The organism is Thermoplasmata archaeon (genome assembly GCA_038851035.1).
Lineage (GTDB): Archaea > Thermoplasmatota > DTKX01 > VGTL01 > VGTL01 > JAWCLH01.
The window spans coordinates 49,520-64,810 of the sequence record JAWCLH010000001.1 but is presented as its reverse complement, the minus strand read 5'-3'; the positions used below and the strand labels follow the sequence as shown (position 1 = coordinate 64,810).

Here is a 15,291-nt window from a genome sequence, read left to right as displayed (position 1 = left end):
TGCGCCATGAGGGAGAGCGTTACCGGGCAGCGACAGGAAGCAAGGGAGGAGGTAAAATCGACACCGGAGCCCGCAGCAGGCGGCCCGAGAGAGGGAGAAAGGGGGACGAGGGGCGCAATTCCGCCCGAGATAATCAATTTCCTACTAAAGGACAGCGCCAGATCCCTCATCGTCCGGGGGAAGCCCGGCACCGGTAAGACCACATTCTGCCTCCAGTGCCTTGAGGAGATCGGTCTGGACAGGAGTTGCTTTTATTTCTCCACCCGTGTCTCGGACACCGCCCTATACAGCCAGTTCCCCTGGCTAAAGGAGAAGGAGTGGCGAGACAAGATTCTTGACGCAAGCCGGGGCTTCCTCAAGGCGCTCGGGGACGAGGGTGAGGTCAGAGACATTAAGACCCGGTACGACCCCCAGAAGGCGGAGGTTCTCTCGGCCTCTCGCGAGCTGCTCGGGGCGATGTACGAGAGCAGATTGACGGCTCCCACTCAGGTCGACAGAACGATGCTCAACAACCTCCTCCAGCAGTCCGACATGCTCGACCTCTCTAGACTCTACGAGAGGATAGAGAGGCGGCTGCCCAACCCATCCTTCCTGATCATCGACAGCCTCGATGGGCTGGCCGAGAAGTACGACCTCTCACTGCCTAAAATTGCGTTCGCCCTTCAAAAGGACCTTGTGGAGAACTCCAACGCCAGAATCATGCTCGTTCTCGAGAGCGAATCCCGCATAGTGGACTACATGGTCGATGGCGTCATCAACATGGACATGGGTGAGGTGGACCGTCGGCGAGTCAGGGAGTGCACAATAGAGAAGCTACGTGGCGAGCAAGTCATCCAGCATCGTTACCTCTTCACACTAGAAAGCGGTCGCTTCCGCTTCTTCCCCTCATTCAGGGCTCCAGCGAGCTCCAGCCCAGAGAGATGGCAGCCCGTTCCCGATGCGCCGGGAGCTTTCTCCACGGGGAACCCTTCTCTAGATGCCCTGCTAGGCGGGGGCATTCCGAGGGGGAGCAACGTGATGGTCGAGCTGACCAACAACCTCCCCCACGCCGTCTACAAGATGCTGATATTCCCAATGGCGCTCAACTTCGTCGCCCAGGGCCGCGGGGTGATGATGATTCCACCGAGCGACTCGATGGCGGACGAGTTCTACGCCCTAATGACCCGTGTCCTAGGCAGGGAGGCCGTCGGTAGGCTGATACGGATAGCTGAGATGGTCTACCCACTGAGGAACCAGGACAGGCCCCACATCGTCACCCTCGAGTTCGAAGATATAAAGAAGGACTTCGACAAGTGGTCAAGGGAGGTGGCGAAGCTCCGGAAGCAGACGGGCCAGTCCATACTCGAGATACAAGCCGTCGAGACGCAGGAGACCCGATTCTCCGCCGAGCTCTATAAGAAGTTCCTGAACATCTCATCGGAAATAACCGCCAAAGAGGGGGACGTTGTGGTGAGGCTGGTCAAGCCCGGGATGCAGGAATTCACTCAGCGTGTTGCAAACGCTTCCTCCATCCACATCAAGCTGAGGATGATGAATGGTGCCGCCATCGTGTACTGCGAGAAGCCCCCCACCGGTATCTATTGCATCGAGCCAGTTGACGGAATCAACGGGCCTGAGCTAAAGTTTATTCCGATAGTGTGAAGCCCTGGATGCTTCCAACCTGCGCCCATTTACTTGGCGGCGCTCCCGCCCTTTCTCTCCCCCTCGAGCTCCCTCCTCAGCTGGAGCGCCTCGGGAAAGCCTGGGGAGATGCTCAGCGCCTGCTCCACGTACTTCATCGCGGCGGCCGTTCCGGAGAGGGCGTGCACAGCCCTGGCCTTACCGAGCCACGCCGCCTCATAGCCGTCGTCTATTCCGATGGCGACATCAAAGGCCTCCGAGGCCTCTTTCGCCCTCCCCTCGCTCAATAGGCAGCAGCCAAGCTCGCACCACGCGACCTCGTTTGAAGGGTCGAGCTCCACCGCCTTTCTCAGAAACTCCACGGCTTCAGCGGCATTCCCGCTCTCGGAGAGCGCGGTGCCCAGACCGAGCATGGCCGCCGGGTTTTCTGGGGATAGCTCGGAGGCTCTCCTGTATCGCTCAACGGCCTCGGACGGCCTCCTAGCCTCGAGCAGCGCGGAGCCCAGCTCCAATAGCGCCTCCACGTTGTCCGGGGCCTCCTCCACAGCCCGAGTCAGGAACTCCACGGCTTCGTCCGTCCAACCGAGCGCGAGCGCGGACCTCCCGGCTCCCAGCAGCGCCCTGACCATTTTCCCGTCCAGAAGAAGGGCCTGCTGGAAGCTGGCATACGCCTCCTCCGCCTCCCCGATTTCGAGAAGCGCCTCCCCCCGACCGACCCTGAATTCCGGCCTCTCGGGCCAGCGCGCCGCAGCCTCCTCGTACACCTTAACAGCGTCCTCGAATCTCCAGAGCCTGCACAGGAGGCCGGCCTTCTTGGGCGGGAGACTCTCGTCGTCCTGGCTCGCACCCTCCGCCTGCCCAAGGCTGCTGAGGGCTTTCTCGAGACTCTCCCTCGCCTCCTCCTCCCTCCCCATCGCCTCGAGAAGGCCCGCCCTCTCCACCCACGCCTCGTCGAAGGAGGGGTTGAGCTCTAGGCACTTGTCGAAGCACTCCAGGGCCTCGTCCATTCTCTCGAGCGCCGCGAGGGCCTTCCCCTTGATGAGCCAGGTGTGCTCATAGCCGGGGTTGAGCTCGAGGGAGCGGTCGAGCGATTTGACTGCCTCCTCCGCTCTTCCCAATTGGAGGAGGGCGTAGCCCTTTGCGTACCAGGCGTAATCGAAGCGGGGATTTATCTTGAGGGCTTTTTCGTGATACTCCAATGCCTCTTTATGCCTGCCCAGTTTGTCGAGCGCGTTGCCGATGTTGTTCCAGGCGATTTCATAGTCCGAGTTGATTTCAATCGCTTTTTTAAAAAATGGTATCGATTCTTCATATCTCCCAAGATTGTATTCGGCGTTGCCCCTGTTGTTCCAGGCGATTTCGTCGCTCGGGTCGAGCTCGAGCGCCCTGTCGTATGCCTTTCTCGCCCCATCCAGGTCCCCAGCGGCCTGTAGGATGTAGGCCTTGTTGTACCACGCGGGCTTGTAGTCCGGGTTGAGCTGAATCGCTCTTTCGTAGCACTCCATCGCATCCTTGTAGCGGCCCATGACGAAGAGCAGATAGCCCCTGTTGTTCCAGAGTTCCTCGTCCTCAGGCGAGAGCTTAAGCGCAGTGTCGTAGGCCTCCAGTGCGTCGTCGTAGCGACCAACCGCATAGAGAGCGTTGCCCTTGCTCAGCCACGCAAGCACGTTTCCGGGGTCGAGAGCGGTGGCCCTTTCGTAGCACTCCAGCGCTTTCTTCAGCTTCCCCATCTCCTCGAGAACGGTGCCCTTTCCCTGGAGCAGTGCAGAGCTCTCGCCCGCCATTTTTATCGCAAGCTCATACAGCTCTAGGGCTTCGCGAGGCTTCTTCAGGTTGAGCAGGGTGCGGGTGATGTCCATGAGCGTGGCCGCGTCATCTGGGGAGAGCTCCACTACCCTTCTGTAGGCCTTCACCGCCATCTCTGGCGCGTCGAGATAGCAATGGGAATTGCCCATATTATACCAGGCGATGGTGTAGTGGGGGTTGAGCTCCACGGCCTTTTTGTAGCACTCAATCGCCCGCCGGTGCTCGAGTAGCTTGTCCAGCACAACGCCCCTGTTGTTCCATAAAACCTCGTCGTTCGGGCTCTCCTCGAGCTGCTTCTCGTAGTACTCGAGCACGAGCCTATACTCGTCGGCAGATAGGGCGCGGGCGTCCTCGGACATCTTGGCGATGAGTTCCCGGGGGTCTACCTGGGCGGCCATAACGGCGTGAGGATGGTGTCTGGAAATAAAAAGGTTATCAGAGTGCCCGGTGAGCGCGGGGCCGCCGTCTCAAGAGCCCACTCCCTTTCCTCGCGCAGATGGTACCTACCATGAAGCCTTTATAAACCACCGCCCCAGAATTATCGTCTGGCCAGGAGGATGAGAGCGTGGAGTGCAGGTGGTCAACAGGCAACGAGGGGCGCGAGCTGAGGCTGGTTCTTTCCTGCCGTGAGTGCGGGGGACCCGGACCTCTGCTCAGCCCCGAGTGCATGAAAAGGGCCCTCGAGGCCCTCTCGTCGGAGCAGGGCGCCGACAGCATCGTGCTATCGGGGCACCTCGAGACACAGATACAGACCGGTGGGATGGCGGTCCTCCAGCGGATAGTCCTCCTGGCCAGCGACCTGCACCACCTCTCCCAGAGGGAACCGCCCTCCGGCTCCCGGGACTGCATGAGGTGCCCCTTCCAACCCTGCTCCCTTTTTTCATCTCTCAGGGAGAGCCTCCTTTCGGACCCGGCCTCCCTCCCCGACATCCTCAAGTCAGCGCTGCTCCGCCTCCGCTCTTTCTCACCCGCGCGCGGTTCTGCCTGCGATCGCTGCGCTGCCGAAACATCCGGGGATCTAGCCTTCGTCACCGAGTCGTACGAGGCTCTGGTCAGATTCATGATGAAGAAGGGCTTTCAAATGGCGGTGTGAGACATGTACGCGAACATTGACAGCGCGGTGGCGTTGCTCGAGATTGCCTACAAGCGCCTTTGCGAGCTGGAGACGAAGTTCGCGCCCTCGGACCCGGAGGCGATGAAACGCGCGGTGCGGAGGGCACTGGTGAGGGCGATAGAGCAGAGCCAGCGAATTCGCCCTGGCTTCTCCGGCTCCTGGGTCACACCCTCCCCACCGGAGGAGAGCGAGCTCCTCTTCGACTACTCTGTCGGCATGTCGAGGGTCAGAATTCTGCAGATGCCCAACGAGACCGAGTGCCTCTACCACATCTCGCCCTACGAGTACTCACTCCCCGCCGCCCACATCGGACTCATCGATGGCGCGAGGAGAGAGCTCATGGCTTCCGTCCCCCCATTGTCTCGCTTCTCGAGAGCCGAGCAGGCAAGGGCATACATTGAGAGGGAGGGCGCGAGGATAATATCACGGCTCGCGCGCGAGGCCGGTGTCAATCTCGGCGAGAGCCGGGCGGCGCAGCTCTCACACTGCAGGGCTCTCGCGGAGGTGCTCGCGCGCTACACGGCGGGGCTCGGGGTGGCCGAACTTCTATTGCGGGATTCATACATTCAGGACATCTATATCGACGCCCCTGCTGGTGCCAATCCGGTGTATGTGACGCTGGGTGGGGTACCGGAAGCGAGGGTCAGGGGGAGGTGCCGGACCAACATCAACCTCGGCGCCGAGGAGGCGGAGGCCCTTCTCTCCCGTTTCAGGCACGAGAGCGGCAGGCCCTTCTCCGAGGCCAGACCGTACCTCGAGTGCGACCTCCAGGGCTACAACGCCAGAGCAACGGTTATCGGACAACCCCTGAGCCCGGAGGGGATAGCCATCGCGCTTCGAAGGCACTCCACCGACCCTTGGACCCTGCCCCGGCTCATCAGCGCTGGGAGCCTCACACCACTGGCCGCCGGTCTCCTATCCTTCCTCGTCGATGGCCAGTCCACGGTTCTTGTCGCCGGGGGGAGGGGCGCGGGGAAGACCTCACTTGTGGGGGCGATAATGATCGAGCTCCCGAAGAGCCAGAGAATTCTGACCATCGAGGACACTCTGGAGCTCCCCTGCGATGCGATGAGGGCCCTCGGGTATAAAATTCAGAGCATGCAGGTGCAGTCGAGCGTGGGCGGAATTGGGGAGATGAGCGCGGACGAGGCCCTCAGGCTATCGCTCAGGCTCGGAGAGAGCGCTATAGTGATGGGCGAGGTTAGGGGGCAGGAGGCGCGGACGCTCTATGAGGCGATGCGCGCTGGCACGGCCGGTTCCACGATTCTGGGCACGATTCACGGAAATTCAGCCAGAGCGGTGTATGAAAGGGTGGTGCATGACATGGGAATTCCGGCGCGCGCCTTCTCCGCCACAGACATCGTCGTGGTCGCTGGAGTGCGCAGGCCACACGGCTCCCACAAGAGCGTCAGGAGGGTTCTCGAGATCTCTGAGGTCGTCAAGGAAAAGGACGGTGAGTTCAGGCCGCTGATGACCTACTGCGAGGACAAGGACTGCTTGGTCGAGGCGGAGGGCCTGAAAGGGTCCGAGAAGGTGCGGAGCATCGCTCGCTCCTGGGGCCTGAGTCCAGAAGAGGCACTCCAGAACATCAGGCTGAGGGCTCGGGTGAAAGAGGAGCTGGTCACGTTCGCGAAGGTACATGACAACTCATCCGTGACGAGCGCTAAATGGGTCGCGAACTCGAACGGGGCGCTCTGGACGCTGCTCGAGAGGCACGGAAAGGACTACCCATCGGTGATGCGCGACTGGAAGGGCTGGTTCGAAAAAGCGACGAGCTACACTTGAGGGGGGTGGGTGTGTGTGCGGAATGGGGGTGGCACGAGGGGTGAAAGGAAGGACCGGGGCATGTAAAACGGGGCCAGATGAATTCAGTGCCCGTGGGGGTGGGGGCTAATGGCCGCTCCAGTGGCCAATGTCTCGGAGGGGGCTGTGACGTGGAGTCGAGCACGGGGCACCGGGATGGTGGGGCATAGAGACGGGGCCCCGAGCGAATTCCCGCACTGGTACACACGCGCCTGTAGGTGGGCATCGCGGGCGCTCAATCCTTCCAAGGCCTTTGTGGCGCGCGAGAACAGCAGGGCAAGCCGGGAGATGAGGCGCGCAATTCTCTTCTCTGGGCTTGGAGTAGAGCCCTACCAAGTCGTTCTGCTGGCTTATCTGGTTTCGGGCATTCTTGTTGCAGCTCTGGTTCCGTCTGTCATAGCCATTATTCTCTTGATGCGCATTGACTTTTTCCCCGGTGGTTTCGTCGCAGTGCTCGCGTCGCTCGTCGTGCCTCTGATGGCGATGGCCTGGCTTGGGAGCTTTCCAAAGAGCAGAGCGTCTCGAGTCCGCGTCCTCTCCCTTGGCAGGGCGCCGGAGGCCGTGAACTACATGGCGATGGCGATGAGGGTGAGCCCCACGCTGGACCGCGCCGTCGCTTTCGCGGCCGAGAACGTGGACGAGCCCATGGCGACGGAGCTCAGGCGCGTGCTCTGGTCGGTTCAGCTCAGGGAGCACGACAGCGTGGAGGAGAGCTTCCTCTCCTTCGCCCAGGAGTGGGGAGAGTGGAGCGACGACTTCAGGCGCTCGCTCTTCGCGATTCGCGCGGGAGAGATGGAGAGGAGCCACGAGGGCCTCCAGAGGGCCCTAGACAGGGCTGTCGAGACCGTTCTTTCAGGAACGAAGCGCACGATGGAGACCTACGCCGCCTCGCTCTCCGGACCCACATTTGTGCTCTTCGCCCTTGGAATTCTCCTTCCCATGATGCTCGGGGCCGTCCTGCCGATGGCCTCGCTCGGCGGTCTGAGACTCGGCGCCCTAGAAACAGCACTCCTAATGGACGTTCTCTTCCCCCTCTCCACATTCGCCTTCGCCCTCTCGATACTTGGAAAGAGGCCGGGGACTTCCTCGCCTCCCTCCCTCCCGGATGGAGAGCGCACGCGACTCAGGGCCGCCGTGGCCGCCGGGGGTTTCGCGGGCGCCCTACTAATCCTCCTCGGCGTCTGTCAGATGGCCGGGTGGCTGGGCGAGGGCCTAAGAACCCCCGGCTCCATCACCGTTCTATGGGGCCTCGCCCTCCCAGTCTCCGTCTACTGCCTTCTCAGCACAAGAGATAAGAGAAGGGAGCTCGCGCGAATTCGAAGGCTCGAAGAGGAGTTCCCCGATGCCCTGTTCCAGCTCGGCAGCAGAATCGCCGAGGGAATGCCCGTAGAGGCCGCTCTGGAGCGGACCGCCGCGGTCCTCAAGGGGACGGAGGCCGCGGGGCTGTTCCAGAGAATCGCATTCGCCCTGCGCCTCACCCGCTCCACACTGGACAAGGTACTCTTCGGGCCCGGCGGGGTTTTGGTCGGGTTCCCGTCGCGCACCGTTCGGGCCGCGATGAGGATGTTGGTCGAGAGCGTGAAGAAGGACAACGCCACCGCGGGAAGGACAATTGTCGGCTTCTCGCAGTACCTAAAGGACCTGAGGAGGCTCGACTCCGACATCAGGCTCCGCCTGGGCTCGGTCATGGACACGATGCGCACCACGGCGATGTTCTTCGCCCCCCTCGTCATGGGTATCACGGCCGCGCTCTATGTCGTCCTGTCGGACGTGACGCAGGGAATCTCTCTCGGCGGCGCCGCGATAGGGGTTTCGGAGGCAATGAGGGAGGCCGTTCCGGCGCATATTTTCACCGCGATAATCGGCGTCTACCTCGTTCTTGTCGTGTTCGTCATCACCCACTTCACCTCGGGAATCAGGTGGGGCGAGGACAGGGTCGAGAGGACGCACGAGCTCGGGCGGGCCCTGCCTGTGGCGATGGCGGTATTCACAATGGCGACGCTGGCGGGCCAGATGATGATGGGCTGAGCTCCCGGCCCCCGAGCGGGTCGTACCTCCTGAGCGTGAGGGACAGGCCGACAACAGTGACGGAGCTCAGCGCCATCGCCAGACCCGCGAGCCCGGGCGGAAGCGTGACTCCCAGCGAGGGGTAGAGGGCGCCGGCGGCGAGAGGGATGAGAGAGGCATTGTAGGCGAAGGCCCAGAATATGTTCTGCTTGATGCGCGACATGACCTTGCGGCTCAGCCTTATGGCGGCGACGGCGTCCATCGGGTCGTCCCGGACCAGGACGATCTGCGCACTCTCTATCGCCACGTCTGTCCCGCTCCCTATGGCGATTCCGACGTCAGCCCTAGCGAGGGCGGGGGCGTCGTTGATTCCATCGCCCACGAATGCCACCCTCTCTCCAGCCTCCTGCAGCTTCGCAACCTCCAGCGCCTTGTCGCGCGGGAGGACCCCGGCCCTCACACTCTTTATCCCCAGCGCCCCACCGACAGCCTCAGCAGTCCGGAAGTTGTCGCCGGTAATAAGGATGACCTCTAGCCCCATCGCCCTCAGCTCATCCACGGCCCTCGCAGAGCTCCCCTTCAAAGCGTCCGCAATTGCGATCGCACCGACCGCCCTCCCCCCGGCCGCCACCAGCACCACCGTCTTCCCCTCTGCCTCCAGCCCCTCGACCCTCCTTTCAAGCTCTCCGGGGAGGGCGACGCCCCTCTCCTCCATCAGAGCGCGATTCCCGACGAGCACCTCCACATACTCTAAGCCCGACAACTCCCCCTCTGCTCCGCTCCCGACCCCCCGAATTCTGGCACTGCCCCTTTCCCCCTCCTCCTCACCACACATACCCTCCCCTCCTCTAGAAGCCGCCTCCGCTGCTGCAGCGCTCCCAGTCCCGCCTCCCCGGCCCGGACTCTCCCCGGCACCTATCCCGCTGCCCTCGGAGAGTGACCCCGGGCCGGCCCGCAGAGCCTCCGTCCTCTCCCGGACCAGCACCCTTCCGGAAACCCCCATCCCTCCATGAGTGTCGAAGCCCTCGACCTCGTCCAGCTGCATCCCCCTCTCCTCAGCGCGCCTTACAATCGCCCCTGCCAGTGGGTGCTGGGAGCTCCTCTCGACGCTCGCGGCGAGCCGGAGCACTCCGTCCTCGCCCCCCTCCTCGACAGGGACGACTTCCGTCACCTCCGGCCTGCCCTTCGTGAGGGTTCCGGTCTTGTCGAAGGCGACCGCGGTCAGCCTTCCGGAGGCCTCGAGCGCCCCGCCGCTGCGTATGAGTATCCCGAGCTCCGCGCCCCTGCCGACGCCGACGGTCACCGCGGTCGGGGTCGCTAGGCCGAGGGCGCAGGGGCAGGCAATGACAAGGACCGCGATCAGGGTGCCTAGGGAGAAGAGCAGAGTCTCTCCGACGAAAAAATACCAGATGGCGAAAACCGAGAGCGCAACTACGAGAAGGACGGGTATGAACCAGGCCACCGCCGTGTCCGCGAGCTTCTGAATCTCCGGCCTGGACAGCTGGGCCTCCTCGACCGTCCTTATGATTTGCGCGAGGACAGTGTCCCTCCCCACCCTCTCGGCCCGCACCCTCAGCACGCCGTTCCTGTTGAGGGTCCCGCCCACGACTCTCGAGCCTGGGCTTTTGTGCACGGGCATCGGCTCTCCGGTGAGCATCGACTCGTCCACGAAGCTCTCGCCACCTACCACCACTCCGTCGACGGGAATTCTCCCGCCCGGTTTAACAAGGACGGTTTCGCCCACCGTCACGTCCTCGATTCTCTTCTCCAGCTCCATCCCTTCCACAAAGACGAGGGCGCTCCTCGGCTGGAGCCCTAGGAGTCCCTTTATCGCCTCCGATGTCCGGCCCTTCGCTCTCGCCTCGAGGTACCGGCCCGTCATCAGGAAGCCCGCGAGGAGAAGGGCGCTGTCGTAGAACATGAAGTCGCGGCTCAGAACGAGCTCGAAGGTGCCCAGAACACTCGCGACATAGGCCACCCCGATGCCCATTCCATACATGACGTCCATGCCGAGGCTCAGGTTCCTCAGAGACCTCCACGCACCCGAAAAAATCGGCCCGCTCGTGTAGACGAAAACCGGAAGGGAAACGGCGAGCATGAAATAGGAGAGTGTGTCCATCCCGATACCTCTGTCGTGCCAGAAAGAGTGGGGGATGAGGGAGAGGCACATCAGGGGAAGGCCAATGGCGAGGCCCGCGCTGGCCCTCAGGGCCCTGTCCCTCAGCCCCCTCTCCCTCTCCTCTCTCTCGAGCCTCTCGCTCTCCTCGCCCTCCAGGCCCAGATACCTGTAGCCCGCCCTCTCGACGGCGGACTTCAGGACAGACGGATCCGGGGCGGGGCCTTCATGGATGACGACGGCCTTCTCGGCGGCCAGGCTGATATCGACTCCCTTCACGCCCTCTATCCTCTTCAGGGCTCCTTCCACCGCGCGAGCGCAGGCGGCGCACGTCATCCCGCCGATTTTAACGACGGCCCTGCCCGTGGGCGCCGGGCGCCCGCCCTCCCCCTCGGCTCCCCCGACAGCGGACATGTCCTCCACCTTCCATGTGGGGGCGGAGGGGATAAGCTTGTTGGTCGGGGTACAAAAGCAACAAATACCCGCCGGGGGATTTCCCGCCGATGAAGGCCCTCGTGCTCGCCGCCGGTGAGGGCACCCGGATGAGGCCCCTGACGGCCCGCACCCCCAAGCCCCTCCTGCTGACCGCAGGCAAGCCCTTCCTCGAGCACACGCTCGGGGCCCTCAGGGAGGCGGGAGTCGAGGAGGTGTACATTCTCGTCGGCTTCAGGGAGGATAGAATTCGCGAGCGCTTCGGCGACGGAACCCACCTCGGCCTCAGGATATCCTACCTCGAGCAGAAGGAGAGGCTCGGGACCGCCCATGCCGTCGGGGTCGCGAAGTCGATATTCGATGAGGATTTCCTCTGCGTAAACGGGGACATCGTCGTCTCACCGGAGACCCTGAGGGAGCTGCTGGCGCTCCACAGAACCCGCCGCGCAAATCTGATGACGCTGGTCGAAGTGGAGAGCCCCGAGGAGTACGGCGTGGTGACGATGGACGAGGACGGCGCTGTCAGGGCGATAGAGGAGAAGCCCGAGAGGCCGAAGGGACGGCTCGTGAACGCGGGAATCTACCTCTTCACACCAGATATATTCGGCGCAATAGCCCGAACCCCACCCTCGCCCCGCGGTGAGTACGAAATAACGGACACCCTGCGCGCCCTCTCCGCTGAGGGAAAGGTTTTCGGGCTCGTCTCCCGCGCCCCATGGGTTGACGTCGGGAGGCCCTGGGACCTTCTCACGGCGAACGAGCTCCTGATGAAGGGCCTCAGGGGAGAGGTTCTGGGCGTGGTCGAGCCCGGGACCACCCTCAGGGGGGAGGTGAGCGTGGGGGAGGGCACGGTGATAAGAAGCGGCTCCTACATTGAGGGGCCCGTCGCAATAGGTAAAGGGTGCGACATCGGCCCCAACTGCTTCATCAGGCCGAGCACGACCATAGGCGACGGGTGCAGGATAGGTGCCGGTGTGGAGGTGAAGAACAGTATCATCATGAGCCGCACCCACATCCCCCACCTGAGCTACGTCGGGGACAGCGTTATAGGGGAGTCCTGCAACCTCGGCGCTGGGACGATAATCGCCAACCTCAGGCTCGACGAGAAGAAAATCAGGTCCTCCGTAAGAGGCGAGCGTGTGGACACCGGGCGGAGGAAGCTCGGAGTGATAATGGGCGATGGTGTAAAGACCGGGGTCAACTGCACGATTGATGCGGGAACTGTCATCGGTGAAGGTTGTTATATCGGTCCCGGGGCGAGGGTGCGCGGCTTCATCGAGCCCTCGTCCTGGATTCTGTGAGGCGGTGCCCGTGAGAATCGCCCTCGCCTCCCCCTATTTCCACCCGCACATCGGAGGAGTCGAGTCGCACGTCCGCTCGCTCGCCGCCCGGCTCTTGAAGAGGGGGCACGAGGTCTGTGTTTTCACATCGATGCACGAGAGCCTCCCTGCCGAGGAACTGGTGGACGGAATTCCGGTGCGCAGGGTCCGTATGAGGGCCCTCCTGTTCCAGACGCCGATGACGCCGGCGCTCGTACCCGAGCTTCTCAAGGAGCGATGGGACATCATCCATTCCCACTCCCCGCCTCCCCTCACATCATACTACGCCGCAAAGGCCTCAAAGAGGTCGAGAATTCCTCTAATCCTGACCTATCACTGCGACCCTGAGCTCCCGAGCCCCCTTGGCCGGCTGGTGAGCTCCGTCTACCAGAGAACACTTCTCAGATACACCCTGAAAAGGGCAGCGCGCATTCTCGTCTACACCGAGTCCTACGCCGCCACATCCGTGGCCATCTGGAAATACCCGACCGTCTGCATCCCCACGGGACTGGAGGTCGAGGCCTTCGGACCTCATGTCGATGGCTCTTGGGTCAGGAGAAAGCACGGAGCGGAGGGGAAGAGGGTGATTCTTTTCGTGGGCAGGATGATGGAGCACAAGGGAATTCCGACGCTGCTCGAGGCCCTCCCCCTCCTCCCACCCGACACGCTCGTCCTGCTCGTCGGCCCGGGGGAGCCCCCTGCGGCCTGGCGAGCGCGGGCGGAGCGGCTGGGTGTCGGGAAAAGAGTCTTTTTCGCGGGCAGAGTCGCGGACTCGGAGCTGCCCGCTTACTACGCCGCCTGCGATGTTCTTGTCCTTCCGTCGGTGTCCCGTCTGGAGGCCTTCGGTCTCGTTCTGGTCGAGGCGATGGCGAGCGGGAGGCCGGTTGTCGCCTCCGACCTCCCGGGCGTCAGGGAGGTCTTCACGCCCGGGGAGACTGGCTTCCTCTTCGAGCCATTCAACTCGCGAGACCTGGCCGAGAAGCTGGGGAGAATTCTCAGCGACGATGAGCTCCGAAGGAGGATGGGCGAGCGGGCGCGGGAGCTGGCGAGGGAGCGCTACAGCTGGGACGTCATCGGAGAGAAAATCGAGAGGGTCTACAGGGAGGTACTCGACGCCCATAGGGCGTGAGCCGCCGCCCCGATCGCGTTCACGAGCTGTGGCTCCGGGGGCACGAGAACTCTCGTGCCGAGCTCCAAAGAGAGGGCCCTGACCATCTGCCTGTTTAGAGCAACGCCTCCTATCGCGACGACCCTCTCGGCCTCCGGAACCAGCTCGGCGATTCTCCGCGCGAGGGCTCGGTGGAGCCCGGCGGCGACCTCGGCCCTCCCCGCTCCGCTCTCGAGGGCGTTTATCATCTCGGAGAGGGCGAAGACGGAACAGGTGCTGTTGATGTCAACCCTCCTCCTCGACCTCGAGGCCAGCGAGGCAAGTCCCTCAACGCTCACCCCTAGATAGCGCGCCGCCTCCTCCAGAAAAGCGCCCGTTCCGGCAGAGCACCTGTCGTTCATCTGGAGGGAGTTGGTGCGCAGGTCCAGGACCTTCGTGTCCTGGCCCCCGATGTCTATGATTACATCTACATTCTTGTAATACCGGGCCACCCCCAGCCGGGCCGCGGTGAGCTCTGTCAGGGTGAGGCTGTGGCGCACCCTCCGGCGAAAGTAGCCCGTGGAGCAGACCACATCGTTCTCCCCCACGAGCGTCTCCAGCTCCCCCAGCCGTCGAGCCTCGACCACGCGGGCCTCGAGAATTCTCCTTCCGTCGAAGCGCACGAGCTTCGCGGCTGTCGAGCCGGCGTCTATTCCGACCGAAGCGCCGTATCCTTCGGATTCCCTTCCGCGTCCCCCGCCCGTTCTCATATCCCCGCCACCCTCAATCTCAGTTCCATGGGGCCGCCGCTCCGCCTCCCGCGCACGTCTCAGCCCCCACCCGCTCCGAGAAGCTCCGCGAAAGCCTCCAGCCTGAGACGGACCTGCGCCGGCGTCTCCCCGGGTAGGTCCCCCTGAACGGTGAGCATGGGAAGGTCCAGCTCCTCCCTGAACAGCGGGTCTTCCAGTAGGTGGTGACAGGTGAACTGAGCGTAGTGAATCACTCCGTCCACTCCCCTCCTCCTCAGCTCCCTTTTCAGGAAGCTAAGGCGGTACTCCACCGGCCGCGCGAACGTGTAGGTGGCGTAGCTCCTCGCCATTTCGTCCGGGGTTCTTCCTCCCAATCTGAGGAATTCATAAGGAAGCTCGTCGAAAACTATACGGAGCCCGGCACCGGTGCACGCCTGATGAAAGTCGTGATAGATTGGCGGAACACCGATGAGCGCCACACGGGGCCCTTCCGGCCCGCATCGAGAGCGCACCCCAGCAAGTCCTGCCCCCCTCCGCAGCTCCTGTCCCGTCCCACGACAGGGCCCTTTTCCCGGCGAGCCCCGCGCTCCGCTCCCTCCGGACCCGGCTCCCCGCTGGAGTTGCGCACAGGACTCCCTTTCCCCTCCCCCAGCGTCCCTCACCATTTTCTCCACCTTCGTCAGGAAGCGCTCGGGGTCCCCCTCGAAATCGCTGAATGATACCAGTGTCCTGAAGGTCGCCGAGGGGTCCGCCATCCCCAGGGCGCGCAGTCTGTCGAGCCTGAGCCCCAGCCTCCTGAGCCGGGCTATCGTGTCCAGCACCTTGCTCGTCTCGACCGGAGGGGGCGCTCCCCGGCACCCCTCCTCAAGGAACGAGGCGAGGTCCTCGAGCTGACACCGCATGTAGCCCGTGTCGCCGTCGAATGGGTAGAAGAAGTAGTGGGCTCGCGGGACCGCACGCGCCGCCCTCTGGCCGTCGGCGAGGGCGTTGTGGCAGTCCCCGCCCGCAACGACGACAAGGGCGTCGAGCCTTATCCGGCGCCTTAGTATCGCCTCGCGCCAGCAGGCTGTCCAGGCGCAGAGCTTGGCCCGGGGGCGCATGCCGGAGCCGGGAATCCAGTTGTTTACGTCCAGCGCCCTCCAGCCCGAGGCGTAGATGAGTTCCGGGGGAACGAGGGCGGTCATGCCGGCGAGACGCCTCCCGGGTCTCCTCATCGCCGGGACAATTGCGGGCCGGCG

10 protein-coding genes are annotated in these 15,291 nt (G+C 63.4%); 6 read left to right on the top strand and 4 right to left on the bottom strand.

Translation table 11 applies throughout. From position 1 onward, the window contains the following. The first annotated feature begins 6 nt into the window (after positions 1–6). A complete protein-coding gene (gene gvpD / locus QW379_00220; protein ID MEM2868835.1) occupies positions 7–1,641 on the top strand; it encodes a gas vesicle protein GvpD P-loop domain-containing protein in 1,635 nt (544 codons plus the stop codon). A 29-nt stretch (positions 1,642–1,670) separates the two neighbouring features. Here gvpD and QW379_00215 read toward each other — a convergent pair whose 3' ends face one another. Further along, entirely contained in the window at positions 1,671–3,824 is a 2,154-nt protein-coding gene (locus tag QW379_00215) for a tetratricopeptide repeat protein (GenBank protein ID MEM2868834.1), read from the bottom strand. Between the two features lie 167 nt (positions 3,825–3,991). On the opposite strand from QW379_00215, the gene QW379_00210 reads away from it, so the two are divergent. The 3 genes from QW379_00210 (at position 3,992) to QW379_00200 (ending at position 8,371) form a co-directional block, all read left to right on the top strand. Further along, the gene (locus QW379_00210) at positions 3,992–4,519 is read left to right on the top strand and encodes a hypothetical protein (GenBank protein MEM2868833.1); all 528 of its coding nucleotides are present in this window, start codon (positions 3,992–3,994) and stop codon (positions 4,517–4,519) included. A gap of 3 nt (positions 4,520–4,522) precedes the next feature. Then, complete coding sequence (locus tag QW379_00205) at positions 4,523–6,325, top strand: type II/IV secretion system ATPase subunit (GenBank protein ID MEM2868832.1); 1,803 nt, start codon at positions 4,523–4,525, stop codon at positions 6,323–6,325. Between the two features lie 108 nt (positions 6,326–6,433). Next, positions 6,434–8,371, top strand: coding sequence for a hypothetical protein (locus tag QW379_00200; GenBank protein ID MEM2868831.1), 1,938 nt, complete (start codon positions 6,434–6,436; stop codon positions 8,369–8,371). Here the strand turns inward: QW379_00200 and QW379_00195 are convergent. After that, complete coding sequence (locus tag QW379_00195; GenBank protein MEM2868830.1) at positions 8,331–10,880, bottom strand: heavy metal translocating P-type ATPase; 2,550 nt, start codon at positions 10,878–10,880, stop codon at positions 8,331–8,333. The genes QW379_00200 and QW379_00195 overlap by 41 nt on opposite strands. Before the next feature lie 89 nt (positions 10,881–10,969). Between QW379_00195 and QW379_00190 the strand changes: the two genes are divergently transcribed. Beyond that, positions 10,970–12,199, top strand: a complete 1,230-nt coding sequence (locus tag QW379_00190; protein MEM2868829.1) for a sugar phosphate nucleotidyltransferase — start codon at positions 10,970–10,972, stop codon at positions 12,197–12,199. Between the two features lie 4 nt (positions 12,200–12,203). Beyond that, entirely contained in the window at positions 12,204–13,346 is a 1,143-nt protein-coding gene (locus QW379_00185; protein MEM2868828.1) for a glycosyltransferase family 4 protein, read from the top strand. On the opposite strand, the gene QW379_00180 is transcribed toward QW379_00185, so the two are convergent. Both QW379_00180 and QW379_00175 read right to left on the bottom strand, forming a co-directional pair. Next, on the bottom strand, positions 13,313–14,074 hold the full coding sequence (locus tag QW379_00180) for an acyl-CoA dehydratase activase (protein ID MEM2868827.1): 762 nt from the start codon (positions 14,072–14,074) through the stop codon (positions 13,313–13,315). The two genes, QW379_00185 and QW379_00180, sit on opposite strands and share 34 nt — an antisense overlap. A gap of 59 nt (positions 14,075–14,133) precedes the next feature. Beyond that, complete coding sequence (locus QW379_00175) at positions 14,134–15,267, bottom strand: 2-hydroxyacyl-CoA dehydratase family protein (GenBank protein MEM2868826.1); 1,134 nt, start codon at positions 15,265–15,267, stop codon at positions 14,134–14,136. Positions 15,268–15,291: the final 24 nt, after the last annotated feature.

Coding starts and splice junctions, on each gene's coding strand:
- gvpD (MEM2868835.1), top strand. CDS start 7: ATGAGGGAGAGCGTTACCGGGCAGCGACAGGAAGCAAGGGAGGAGGTA.
- QW379_00215 (MEM2868834.1), bottom strand. CDS start 3,824: ATGGCCGCCCAGGTAGACCCCCGGGAACTCATCGCCAAGATGTCCGAG.
- QW379_00205 (MEM2868832.1), top strand. CDS start 4,523: ATGTACGCGAACATTGACAGCGCGGTGGCGTTGCTCGAGATTGCCTAC.
- QW379_00200 (MEM2868831.1), top strand. CDS start 6,434: ATGGCCGCTCCAGTGGCCAATGTCTCGGAGGGGGCTGTGACGTGGAGT.
- QW379_00195 (MEM2868830.1), bottom strand. CDS start 10,880: ATGTCCGCTGTCGGGGGAGCCGAGGGGGAGGGCGGGCGCCCGGCGCCC.
- QW379_00190 (MEM2868829.1), top strand. CDS start 10,970: ATGAAGGCCCTCGTGCTCGCCGCCGGTGAGGGCACCCGGATGAGGCCC.
- QW379_00180 (MEM2868827.1), bottom strand. CDS start 14,074: ATGAGAACGGGCGGGGGACGCGGAAGGGAATCCGAAGGATACGGCGCT.
- QW379_00175 (MEM2868826.1), bottom strand. CDS start 15,267: ATGAGGAGACCCGGGAGGCGTCTCGCCGGCATGACCGCCCTCGTTCCC.